This is a genomic window from Duganella qianjiadongensis (genome assembly GCF_009857915.1).
Classification (GTDB): domain Bacteria; phylum Pseudomonadota; class Gammaproteobacteria; order Burkholderiales; family Burkholderiaceae_D; genus Rugamonas; species Rugamonas qianjiadongensis.
Map to the genome: position 1 here is coordinate 82,214 of NZ_WWCM01000016.1, position 11,796 is coordinate 94,009.

General features: G+C 58.2%; 12 protein-coding genes and 1 pseudogene. 9 read left to right on the top strand and 4 right to left on the bottom strand.

Annotation, left to right across the window (positions count from 1 at the left end; genetic code table 11):
* The first annotated feature begins 70 nt into the window (after window positions 1-70).
* Window positions 71-2,236 (top strand): methionine--tRNA ligase, encoded by a 2,166-nt coding sequence (gene metG / locus GTP27_RS19115; RefSeq protein ID WP_229634245.1) that lies wholly within the window; start codon window positions 71-73, stop codon window positions 2,234-2,236.
* 21 nt (window positions 2,237-2,257) lie between these two features.
* Window positions 2,258-2,737, top strand: coding sequence for a GNAT family N-acetyltransferase (locus GTP27_RS19120; protein WP_161040734.1), 480 nt, complete (start codon window positions 2,258-2,260; stop codon window positions 2,735-2,737).
* Between the two features lie 154 nt (window positions 2,738-2,891).
* Here the strand turns inward: GTP27_RS19120 and GTP27_RS19125 are convergent, their stop codons facing one another.
* Complete coding sequence (locus GTP27_RS19125) at window positions 2,892-3,830, bottom strand: pyridoxamine 5'-phosphate oxidase family protein (RefSeq protein ID WP_161040735.1); 939 nt, start codon at window positions 3,828-3,830, stop codon at window positions 2,892-2,894.
* A 2-nt stretch (window positions 3,831-3,832) separates the two neighbouring features.
* Window positions 3,833-4,456, bottom strand: a complete 624-nt coding sequence (locus GTP27_RS19130; RefSeq protein ID WP_161040736.1) for a glutathione S-transferase family protein — start codon at window positions 4,454-4,456, stop codon at window positions 3,833-3,835.
* Window positions 4,457-4,579: 123 nt separating this feature from the next.
* On the opposite strand from GTP27_RS19130, the gene GTP27_RS19135 reads away from it, so the two are divergent.
* Complete coding sequence (locus tag GTP27_RS19135) at window positions 4,580-5,482, top strand: LysR family transcriptional regulator (RefSeq protein ID WP_161040737.1); 903 nt, start codon at window positions 4,580-4,582, stop codon at window positions 5,480-5,482.
* A gap of 44 nt (window positions 5,483-5,526) precedes the next feature.
* Here the strand turns inward: GTP27_RS19135 and GTP27_RS19140 are convergent, their stop codons facing one another.
* Entirely contained in the window at window positions 5,527-6,426 is a 900-nt protein-coding gene (locus GTP27_RS19140) for a DMT family transporter (protein ID WP_161040738.1), read from the bottom strand.
* 145 nt (window positions 6,427-6,571) lie between these two features.
* Between GTP27_RS19140 and GTP27_RS19145 the strand changes: the two genes are divergently transcribed.
* The 6 genes from GTP27_RS19145 (at window position 6,572) to GTP27_RS19170 (ending at window position 11,256) form a co-directional block, all read left to right on the top strand.
* Complete coding sequence (locus GTP27_RS19145) at window positions 6,572-6,781, top strand: DUF3460 family protein (RefSeq protein ID WP_155435074.1); 210 nt, start codon at window positions 6,572-6,574, stop codon at window positions 6,779-6,781.
* 40 nt (window positions 6,782-6,821) lie between these two features.
* Entirely contained in the window at window positions 6,822-7,736 is a 915-nt protein-coding gene (locus tag GTP27_RS19150) for a segregation and condensation protein A (protein WP_161040739.1), read from the top strand.
* A gap of 42 nt (window positions 7,737-7,778) precedes the next feature.
* Entirely contained in the window at window positions 7,779-8,618 is an 840-nt protein-coding gene (gene panC / locus GTP27_RS19155) for a pantoate--beta-alanine ligase (RefSeq protein WP_155435072.1), read from the top strand.
* Window positions 8,619-9,001: 383 nt separating this feature from the next.
* Window positions 9,002-9,259 carry an ExbD/TolR family protein gene (locus GTP27_RS19160; protein WP_161040740.1) on the top strand — a complete coding sequence of 86 codons (258 nt, stop codon included), beginning with the start codon at window positions 9,002-9,004 and terminating at the stop codon, window positions 9,257-9,259.
* A gap of 71 nt (window positions 9,260-9,330) precedes the next feature.
* Complete coding sequence (locus GTP27_RS19165; protein ID WP_161040741.1) at window positions 9,331-9,666, top strand: hypothetical protein; 336 nt, start codon at window positions 9,331-9,333, stop codon at window positions 9,664-9,666.
* 258 nt (window positions 9,667-9,924) lie between these two features.
* Window positions 9,925-11,256 carry an NHL repeat-containing protein gene (locus GTP27_RS19170; protein WP_161040742.1) on the top strand — a complete coding sequence of 444 codons (1,332 nt, stop codon included), beginning with the start codon at window positions 9,925-9,927 and terminating at the stop codon, window positions 11,254-11,256.
* Between the two features lie 386 nt (window positions 11,257-11,642).
* Here GTP27_RS19170 and GTP27_RS23875 read toward each other — a convergent pair.
* Window positions 11,643-11,796 (bottom strand): annotated as a pseudogene (locus tag GTP27_RS23875) (IS5/IS1182 family transposase); the annotation flags it as partial.

Sequence of the window (11,796 nt, forward strand, 5' to 3'; positions counted from 1 at the left end):
CCGCGGAAGATGACCTGATGCGGCTTCCGCTGGTAAAATGTTCCTTTTCCACCCACAAAGTGCAACAACCATGACTCGCAAGCTGTTCGTCACCACTGCCCTGCCCTACGCTAACGCCGCTTTCCACATAGGCCACATGATGGAGTACATCCAGGCCGACATCTGGGTCCGGTTCCAGCGAATGCAGCGTGATGGCGACGCCGCCCGCGTGGTGCACTTTGTCGGCGCCGACGATACCCACGGCACGCCGATCATGATTGCCGCTGAGAAAGAAGGCATCACGCCACAGGAATTCGTGGCCAAGATCGCCGCGGGCCGCGCCCAGTATCTGGACGGCTTCCATATCGCTTTCGACAACTGGTACTCGACCGACTCGCCGGAAAACGTGGAACTGTCGCAAGGCATCTACCGCAAGCTGCGCGATGCCGGCCTGATCCAGACCAAGACCGTGGACCGCTTCTTTGACCCCGTCAAAGGCATGTTCCTAGCCGACCGCAACATCAAGGGCGAATGCCCGAAATGCGGCGCCAAGGACCAGTATGGCGATAACTGCGAAGTCTGCGGCGCCGCCTACCAGCCTACCGATCTGGTCAACCCGTTCTCGGTGTTCACCAACGCCACGCCCGTGCTCAAGCCTTCGGAACAGTATTTCTTCAAGCTGTCCGACAAACGCTGCTACGAATTCCTGCGCGAATGGCTCAACACCCCGGGCCGTTTGCAGCCCGAGATGGTCAACAAGGTCTCGGAGTGGCTGGGCGAAGCGGGCGAAAAACTGGCCGACTGGGATATCTCGCGCGATGCGCCCTACTTCGGCATCCCGATTCCTGACGCACCGGGCAAATACTTCTACGTCTGGCTGGACGCGCCGGTCGGCTATCTGGCTTCGCTGAAAAACTACTGCGACAAGCAAGGCATCGATTTCGACGCCCTGCTGGCCGACCCGCAAACGGAACAGATCCACTTCATCGGCAAGGACATCGTGTCCTTCCACCTGCTGTTCTGGCCTGCCATGCTGAAGTTCGCCGACCATCCGACCATCGAACGCATGCGCGTGGCGGTGCACGGCCACCTGACCGTCAACAACGAGAAAATGTCCAAGTCGCGCGGCACCGGCATTTCGCCGCTGCGCTACCTGAATCTGGGCATGAATCCGGAATGGCTGCGCTACTACATCGCCTTCAAGCTGAACTCCAAAGTGGAAGATCTGGACTTCACGGGTGAAGACTTCGTCGCCCGCGTGAACTCTGACCTGATCGGCAAATACGTCAACATCGCTTCGCGCTGCGCCGGCTTCATCGCCAAGAAATTCGACGGCAAGCTGGCTACCACCCTGTCCGACCATGCACAGGCATGGATCAAGCGGGCGCTGGTCACGGCCGAAGGCACCGAGCGTCAGGCCAGCATCGCCGCCAACTTCGAAACCCGCGAGTTCGGCAAGGCGCTGCGCGAGATCATGGAGATCGCCGACTACGCCAACCAGTACGTGGACGAGAACAAGCCGTGGATCCTCGCCAAGGACGACAGCAAACTGGCCGAACTGCACGATGTCTGCACCACCGCGCTGATCCTGTTCCGCCAGCTGTCCATCCTACTGTCGCCAGTGCTGCCGGGCGTCGCTGCCAACGTGGCCAAGTTCCTCAATGACGAGAAATTCGACTGGACCCAGACCAACGTGGCCAGCGGCGTGGTGGCCAGCGCCATGCTGGGCCGCACCATCGGCGCCTACGCCCACCTGATGACGCGGGTCGATCCGAAGATGATCGAAGACCTGTTCGACGCACCGCAGGCAGCTGCCGCGCCAGCCGCCGCACCGGCAGCCAAGGCCGAGAAACCAGCCAAAGCCAAGGCCGCACCAGCGGTACAGGTGACGGAAACGGGCATCGAAGTGATTGCGCCGGAAATCTCGGTGGACGACTTCTTCAAGGTCGATCTGCGTATCGCCAAAATCGTCAACTGCGAACACGTGGAAGGCTCGGACAAGTTGCTGCGCCTGACGCTGGACGCTGGCGAAGGCCGTCTGCGTAACGTCTTCTCGGGCATCAAATCCATGTACCAGCCGGAAGACCTGATCGGCAAGCTGACCGTGCTGGTGGCTAATCTGGCGCCACGCAAGATGAAGTTCGGCGTATCCGAAGGCATGGTGATGGCCGCTTCCGCCGTCGACGAGAAAGCCAAGCCGGGCATCTACATCCTCAACCCATGGCCGGGCGCCGAGCCGGGCATGCGCATCAGCTAAGACATCAGCCAGGGACTGCGCATGAACATCGTGGTACGCGAAGCGACGCTGGACGATGCACCCTTGATTGCCGAGCTCACGCGCGCTGCGTGGGCCGGCAAAGTCAATGTCACTTCCAGTGGCCACCGCGAAACCGCCGTACTGGTCGCAGAACATCTGCGTACCGGCGGCGGTTTTGTTTTACTGGTTGAAGATGCACCGGTAGGCTCGGTGCGCTGGCTGCCGCTCGATGACGATGCCGACGTGTGGGAAATCTGCCGCATGGGCGTGCTGGCCGATTTTCGCGGCCAGAATATCTCGCAACACCTGCTGGAGGCCGTGATCCATCACGGTCTGGCAGCAGGTATCGAAGAAATGCGTCTGGCCGTGCGCAGCGACCAGCCACGGCTGATCGACTTCTACACCGCTTTCGAATTCGAGCTGGCAGAAGAGCTTGAATACTCGCACGCTAATCCGCTGGAGCCGCCACCGCTGGTGATGCGGCGCATGTTGCGCAATTAGGTTCGGCGGCGCGGCCTCACCGCCTGCCGCCTGCCGCCTGCCGCCTGCCCATTTTGCCCGCCCCAGTCTAATCCGGTCTAATCGAGTCTAATCGAGTCTAATCCGGTCTAGTCGGGTCTAGTCGGGTCTAATCCGACACCCTCTTCCAGCCGCCCTAGGCGTCGTGCCAGCTGCCCGTACGCTCTAGCTGGCGCGCCTGCTCTGGCGCGCTCCAGCGCAAGGGCAAGGCGCCCGCATGACGCACCACTTCGCGCACATGGAAGCGCAGCAGCCGCTCGGCACCTGCAAACGCCGCCAGCTGCGGACCTTCCCAGATGATCTCTGCTTCGACAGCCAGATGCAGCAGATCGCCGCTGGCAAAATCGATAAACAATAAGCCCGCTCTGGCATCCCTGGCCAGATTGCCCAGCGTGTTGAAGAAGAAATTCCCCACAAACTCGGGCGCCAGCAGGGTGCGCTCATCTTCCACCAGCACGAAACCGGGCTTGCCGCCACGGTGAGACATATCGACCCCGCGCCCCTGCCCTGCATCGTCGGCCATGTGGGCGCTGGCAATAAAGTAGGTGTCGGCCGCCGCAATCAGCGCGCGATCGGCCTCGCTCAGCGACGAAGAACGCCAAACCTGCGCTGCGGCGCCATCGTGCTGCACCGGATAATGCTGGCGGCTCTGGATATATTTGGGGCAGTTGCCAAAACTCTGGCGCACGGCAATCTGCAGGCTGTTCCCGTCACGCTGCACGATCTCGCCATTGAGACGGTTGCGCCGCCGCGTGGTGGGCTCCAGCCCCAGACCGCCCACATGAGCACCCACCTCTAACAGACCTTCCAGCGGATCACCGGCCAGCAGCCCGCCAGCTATCTGCAAAGTGGCTTCATCCGGCGTGCTGATGAAACCCGTTTGCGCCGCCAGCAATGTAGCCCACGGCTGGCCGCTGGCATCGAGCGCAGCCAGATAGAAAAACGGCAGACTGGCAAAGAAATCGCGGTGCTGCTGCGGCATGAAGGGACGGATGAAATCCGCCGCACCAGCAATGCGCTCGCGCATGCCCACGCGCTCCTGCATCGCCAGTTCTCCCGCATGGAAGGTCGTCATGATTACATCTCCTCGCTGGCCAGGCCCACGGCTGTCACTGGCATAGTCACAAAGCCGGGCAAGGCGCGGATCGCGTCCAGCCACGCGCGCAGCTTGGGATAAGGCTTGAGCGAAATGCCGCCTTCCGGCGCATGCGCGATATAGCTGTAGCAGGCCACATCGGCAATGGTAGGGTGCTCGCCGGCCAGCCAGCTACGCTGCTGCAGTTCCTGCTCCATCACGCCGAACAGCTGGGTAGCCATGCTCTGGGCCGCGGCCAGATTGCGCTGGGCGCCGAACACGTTGACCAGACGCGCCGTCGCCGGTCCGCCAGCGATCTTGCCGGCAGCGATAGACAGCCAGCGCTGCACCTGCGCCGCCACCACGGCATCGCGCGGCAGCCACAAGCCACTGACATCGTAGCGCGAGGCCAGATACACGAGGATGGCGTTGGAATCGGCCAGCGTGACATCGCCATCTTCCAGTACGGGAATCTCACCGAACGCGTTTTTGGCCAGGAAGGCTGCCTGCTTGTGTTCACCGTTAGCCAGATCCACCATCACGTATTCGTGCGGCAGCTGCAGCAGTTTAAGGAACAGCTCGACACGGTGGGTGTGGCCGGAAAGGGGAATGCCGTACAGCTTCATAGAAACTCCTGTTTCATTAAGGGTGTACAGCGAGTATAGGCAGGCCGTATCGTTGCGATAAGCCGTACAAAGCAGGAATCAGAGTTCACCTAAAGTGGACAATGGGGCGTACAATCGCCCCCCATGATAGACCTGCACAACATCAATCTGAACCGCCTCACTACCTTTGTTGCCGTGGTCGAAGCGGGCTCGCTCACTGCAGCAGCGCAGCGGCTGGGACTGGCCAAGTCCATGGTCAGCAAACACATGCAGCTGCTGGAAGAAGAAATCGGCGTAGGCCTGCTGATCCGCTCCACCCGCAAGCTCAGCCTGACAGAAGCCGGCCGCAGTTTTTACGACGCCAGCCGCCAGTTGCTGCGCGCCGCCGAGCAGGCCATCGAACAGGCACGCAGCGGACGCCTGACGCCACAAGGCACGCTGCGCGTGGCCTCGCCCGTCGACTACGGCGTGATGGTGCTCTCGCCAGTGCTGACGCGGCTCAGAGCCGACTATCCGGCGCTGAAAATCGAGCTGGTATGCAGCGATCACCGCATCGACCTGATCGCCGAGGGCATAGACGTGACGGTCAGGCTGGGCAAGCTCGATGATTCCGGCCACATGGCCACCCGCATAGCCCACCTGCGCCGCTGGCTGGTGGCCAGCCCGGCCTTTCTGGCCCGCTACGGCACACCGCAAGCGCCGGCAGACCTGCCCGCCCTGCCCCATATCGCGCTGACCGTGATCGCCCAGCCCACCCAGTTCACCCTGTACGGAGCCGATGGCAGCAGTACTGCCGTGCAGATGCAGAACACGGTGTTTTCCTCGAATACGGCGTATGCCACCCGCGCTGCCGCGCTGGCGGGCGACGGCATACTGCGCGCCACCGAGTTTTCCGTGAAAGACGATATTGCCGCTGGACGACTGGTGCGCGTGCTGCCCGAGTGGTCGCTGGCAGTGAGCGAAATCCACGCTGTCTATCCGGCCACGCCCCATCTACCGCAAAAAGTACGCGTGCTGATCGACGCCCTGAAAGCGGCCAGCTGCTAGCAGACAGCAGCGGGCCTATGCGCGCCATTGGCGGCATTGCGCAGCTAGCGCCGCGCCGAAATCACGATGCCGCCCACAATCAGGGCAAACGCGGCGGCATGGTAGGCATGCGGCGTTTCGCCGAGGATGGCCGACGACAGCACTGCCGTGAACAGCGGCGTGAGGTTGACGAAGAAGGAGCCGATGGCAGGACCGGCAGCGCGCACGCCCGCGCCCCAGCAGCCGAAAGCAACGATGGCCGGCCCCGTCGCCACATACAACAGGCCAGCCAGCAGCGGCCAGCTCCATTGCACCGGCATGGCACCCAGCGCCTGTTCGCCCAGCGCGAAACCACCGGACCACAGCACGCCGAAGGCCACCTGCGCCAGCAGGAAACTGGCCCAGTTGGCGCGGATGGCAGCCGGTTCCTTGATACGCAGCAGCAGCCAGCTATACAGCGACCACGCGATGGTAGCGAGGATCATGTACAGATCGCCCGCCACCAGCCGCAGATCGAGTACATGGCGCCATTCGCCGCGCGCCAGCACCAGCACCACGCCCGCTATCGACAGCACGGCGCCCGCTACCTGCTTGCGGCTGACCGGCACGCCGAAAAACAGCCAGCCCGTCAGCATCATCCACACCGGCATGCCGGAGGCCACCAGCGTGACATTGATCGGCGTTGAGCTTTGCAGCGCCATGTACTGCAAGGCGTTGTACATGCCTATGCCCAGCAAGCCCAGCGTTGCATACTCGCGCCAGTAGCGCCACAGTCCGGCCTCGCGACGCAATACGGGGCCGGCCAGCGGCAGCAGAAAACAGAAAGCCAGCGCCCAGCGTAGAAAATTCAGCAACACCGGCGGCAGCATATCGTGCAGCAAGCGGCCGACGATGGTATTGCCAGCCCACAACAGTGGCGGCAGGGTCAGCAGCAGGATGGTGCGCGGGGAAAGACGTTCGCTCATCAGGAAGTTTCGTGAAAATCATGCAACAATCAGCCATGAAGCATACCCGATTCATGCATTTCGCGCTGTCAGGCCTGCATCAAATTAGCCCGCTTGCGCTGCGGCGCGGTAAAATACGCCTTGCTGATCCAACCACAGAGACTATATGAAACTGTCCAAACAACATTCGATGTACGAATCCGAGCACACCCTGTTCATCAAAGCCCTGAAAGAAAAGAATCCGGGCATGGATGAGCGTCAGCAGCAAGGCCGCGCCCTGCTGTGGGACCGTCCGCCGATCTCCCTCGATGAACAGCAACGCCAGCTGGCTTCGGCCGTCAAACAACAGGCTTACGTTTACCAGAACAAAGTCTGAGTCCTCCCCTTAGCTAGCGACTGCCGCTACCTGAGCAGCAATGACCTTGCCAGACGAAACGCTGGAGCAGCAAGCGCCTGCGGCCGATCTCGATGCGGCGGCGGGGCTGCCTGCATCCGGAGAACCTGACGTCAGCCCTGAAGCCGTGGCGGTAGCGGCTGCCGTCACCACCGAGGTGGCCGCCCTCGCCCGCCTGTACGGCGAACCGCTGCTCAAGCTGCCCAACGATCTCTACATTCCGCCGGACGCGCTGGAAATCTTCCTCGATGCCTTCGAGGGTCCGCTGGACTTGCTGCTCTACCTGATCCGCAAACAGAATTTCAACATTCTCGACATTCCGATGGCGCAGCTGACGCTGCAATATCTGAAATACGTGGACCAGATCCGCCTGTCCAATCTGGAACTGGCGGCGGAATACCTGCTGATGGCGGCCATGCTGATCGAAATTAAATCACGCATGCTGCTGCCGCAGCGCCAGAGCGAGCTTGATGCCGAGCTGGACGATCCGCGGGCCGAACTGGTGCGCCGCCTGCTCGAATACGAACAGATCAAGCTGGCCGCCTACGACCTCAACGCCGTGCCGCAGGTGGGACGCGATTTCATCCGCACCCAGATTTTCATCGAGCAGAGTCTGGTCACCAGCTGGCCCGATGTCACGCCCGTTGATCTGCAACAGGCCTGGCTCGATGTGATGAAGCGTGCCAAGCTGGTCCAGCACCACAAGATCAGCCGCGAAGAACTGTCCGTGCGCGAGCACATGACCGCCATCCTGCGCCGGCTGCAGAGCAGCCGTTTCGTCGAGTTTGCCGACCTGTTCGACATCGCTGGCGGCGTGCCCGTGGTGGTGGTCAACTTTGTCGCGCTGCTGGAACTGGCCAAAGAAACGCTGGTGGAAATTACCCAGGCCGAGCCGTTTGCACCGATCTATGTGCGGCTGACCTATTCGCCCGCCTGACCGGCGCGGCCTTAACGACTTTTTTTACGTTAGAACTACGTCATGAAAATCATTACCTCGATTGAAGAACTGCGCGACCAGCTGAGCGGCCAGTTGCGTACGGCATTCGTTCCTACCATGGGCAATCTGCACGAAGGCCATCTGTCGCTGATGCGGCTGGCACGCAAGCACGGCGACCCGGTGGTGGCCTCGATCTTCGTCAACCGCCTGCAGTTCGGCCCCAACGAGGACTTCGACAAATACCCGCGCACCTTCCAGGCTGACGTGGAAAAGCTGGAGAAAGAAGGCGTCTACGTGCTGTTCGCGCCTACCGAGAAAGACCTGTATCCGGAACCGCAGGAATACCGCGTGCAGCCGCCAGATGGCCTGGGCAACACGCTGGAAGGCGAGTTCCGCCCCGGCTTCTTCAACGGCGTCTGCACCGTGGTCACCAAGCTGTTCTCGTGCGTGCAGCCGCGCGTGGCCGTGTTCGGTAAAAAGGATTACCAGCAGCTCATGATCATCCGTAACATGGCGCGCCAGTTCGCCATGCCGACCGAAATCGTGGCCGCCGAAACCTACCGCGCCGACGACGGTCTGGCCCTGTCCTCGCGCAATATGTATCTGTCGGAAGCCGAACGGGCCGAAGCACCGGCCCTGTTCCAGAGCCTGAACTTCGTCGCCGAAGAAGTACGCAACGGCCATCTGGATGTGTTCCAGCTCGAACACCGCGCCATGGACGATCTGGCCAAGCGCGGCTGGAAGCCCGACTACATCTCCATCCGCAAGCGCAACGACCTGCAACCGCCTAACGCAGGCGATCTGGCACAGGGCACGCCGCTGGTGGTGCTGGCGGCGGCCAAGCTGGGTTCGACCCGTCTGATCGACAATCTGGAAATCTAAGGCCGTCTGCGACGCAGCTCCCCCTGCGCCGCACAGCTTCTAGACCTGAGATACAGCCGGCCGCGTTTATATACGCACGAGGTTCTGCCGGCTGTACTCTTACAATCACTCCCCTCCTCCCCGTCCACAGTGACGCTCGGGCATTCGCCATCAAGTTTGTTAGCTGGGCGGTCTCTGCCCATAAGTTCGCGGACACGAAATGCCCAAGCGCAGGAACACGCTTGCCACTAATGGTGTGGCTGCAGGCCTAATGTGGGAATCCGTGAACTTTACTCATTTGCAAGCTGATATCCTGTAGGACGTCGGCTGAATTCGGACAAAAGTCGCCGTTCAGCAATTTGAAAACTGAAACACTGCTTTTTCTGATTCTTGGAATTGTGAATGTGGACAAGATGATTATTCTACGAATTTCAGACAATGACGGCGTAGAGTTGAATGGTGTCACACTACGCTCAACAGATGAAGTCGCGGAAGCCCTTGCGAAAATTCGTGCGGAAAATTCTGATGCGACTGTTTCTATCGAGGCCAGCGACTCCATATATTATCAGTCAATCGGCAAAGCTATTTACGGTAGCCATAGAGCCGGTTTTTCAGGAGAACAATTCCGCATCCTCGTCGATGGCAAGCCTTTGGAAAGCTGACCTCAATCACATTCCGCTAGCGGCCACTTACAGACGCTGGATTGCCCCTCGCTTTGTGTATTGGAGTTCTTTTGAGACAGAGTCGTTGGATATATTTGGTTGTGCTTTCGTTGGTTAGCCGTGCAGCCCACGCACACGGGGAAGATGTCTTAACCTCGATTTATGCCGAGATAATCTCAATAGCAATTTGCATCGCATTCTTATTTCTACGAAAAGAGGCGAAGCCGTTTCGTGCAATCGGATTGTCCGCCTGCATCGCTGGCGTTATTGCCGTGAATTGGGCTTTTGCTGACGTACCTTATCTAAAAAATCAAAGCATGATTACGGTTGTGGAATTTATCGTCCCTTTAATGGCTACTTTTTCTGTCATTCAGATATCAAAAATCATCGTGAATCATAAAAAGTAGTTTGTTTTGCTGGTGATACCAATTTCCGCTCTGAGCGATTCGGGAGCGTGACATTTAGTGAGCTTTTTGCGACGTTGAGGCACTATGATATTGCCTTAGGTTCTGGCTGCAGAGCGAAAACCGGGCATTCAGTCGTCGCATGATTTTAATACTCAACAGGGGAGAGAATGTTTGTGAGGTAATTTCGCGTTATTGCCCTATTCGATTGCCGCGAAACCAAGATAGCTATTGCGGATTCCCAATGATATTAGGAAAAATATGAAATTTGGTACTTTGTTTGGAATAGCTATCGTCCTATCAATTGCAGGGTGTGGCGGGGGAAGCGTTAAAGGCAACGGTTCAACGCCCCCTAACTCGCCCCTCTATTCACTCAGCGGCACCATTACGAACTTGTCAGTGAACGGGTTGGTCGTTTCCAATGGCGCTGACAAGATAGCCGTAGCAAAAAATACCACCACGATTGCATTTCCCACTCTGCTGCCGACTGGTGCCCCCTATCAAGTATTAATTTCGAGACAGCCACCAGGCTACGCACAACAGTGTGGAATCAATAAAGGTTCCGGCGTAGTAAACGGCTCGAATGTAACTAATATTGCAATTGAGTGTCATACGGCGGAAGCTGTAGTAACTACCCTTGCAGGCACCGGGAACTCTGGCGCCGCGGATGGAGTTAGTAATCAAGCGAGTTTCAATTTCCCACAAGGTGTCGCGGTTGATGCACAAGGGAATACCTTTGTCGCCGATACTTCAAATAATTGCATTCGCAAAATTAGTGTCGCAGGCTTGGTGACGACATTTGCTGGTAACGGGACGCTTGGATTTAGCGATGGCATGGGAAAGGCCGCCAGTTTCCGCAGCCCCCGCGGCATCGCAATTGATTCTGAGGGAAATGTTTTTGTGGCCGATAGTGGAAACTCCTCCATCCGAAAGATTTCGCCGTTGGGCTTGGTGTCCACATTTGCTGGGAATGGGATCGGTGGAAGGAGCGACGGTGTAGGGGGAGCCGCGAGATTTCTCGGTCCACAGGGAATTGCGGTTGATACAGTTGGAAATGTCTATGTTGCGGATACCGGGAATAGCCTTATTCGCAAAATTACTGTAAATGGGACTGTAACAACTATTGCAGGCAATGGGCGTCAGGGTATATCCGAAGGTGTTGGTCAATCAGCTACTATCGGATATCCGTACGGCATAGCTCTCGATTCGTCGGGAAATATGTTTGTCACCGCCTCGGATGTCGTTCTCAAGATTTTGCCTGACGGAACGGTAACTACGCTTGCCGGTAGTCCTGGTACAGAGGGAAGTACTGATGGTATCGGAAAGTCGGCAGCATTTTATACGCCTGTGGGAATTGCTGTTGATTCAGACGGGACTTTATACGTTGCCGACGATAATAATAATCGGATTCGACGGATCGATCAGAACACGCGTGTCACGACACTTGCTGGAGGCGCAAGTGGGAATAGCCTCGACGGAATTGGAGGCTCATCAGGCTTCAACCATCCAGCAGGCATCGCGATAAATTCGCAAGGGACATTGTTTGTCAGTGACTCGTTTAGTAATGTGATACGTAAAATTCAACCTCGTTGAGTCTAATTGAAGGCCACTGAATTGGAACTCGGCCACTAGCGGACAAATTCGCTATTCTCTAATTTATTCGTATAAGACCGGGCTCAAGAACCCACTTGCAATCTCTTGCATTGAAAACATGCCGGCACTTAAGCGTATTCTTGAGCAGAATGAATGTCTTCAGCAATTAGCTCCGCTTACAAACAAACAGTGATGCCAAGTGCTGAAATCGGCCCAGACCGTGTAAAAACACACTCTGCAGTGCCGAGAAATTAATTTTATCTGCATGGGCAAGTTTGGAAGCCCCAGAGAGCATTGTTGGCGCTTCGCCATCTCGTCTGCACTTTCGGTGGGGCCAACAAGATTAACGCTCTGAGTAAGTGTTTTAGGCTTGCAAAAAGGGCATATGCCCTGATCGCCTCCATCATCCTGGCAAAGCCAAGCAAGCTCATCAAGCGTTTGAAATTATAGGCAAGCACATGCAGGCCCATCTCGGCCTGGACGCGCTCCAGCCCTTTCGTAAGGAAGTGGGTCCAGCCCATCCAGGACTTGATCGTGCCG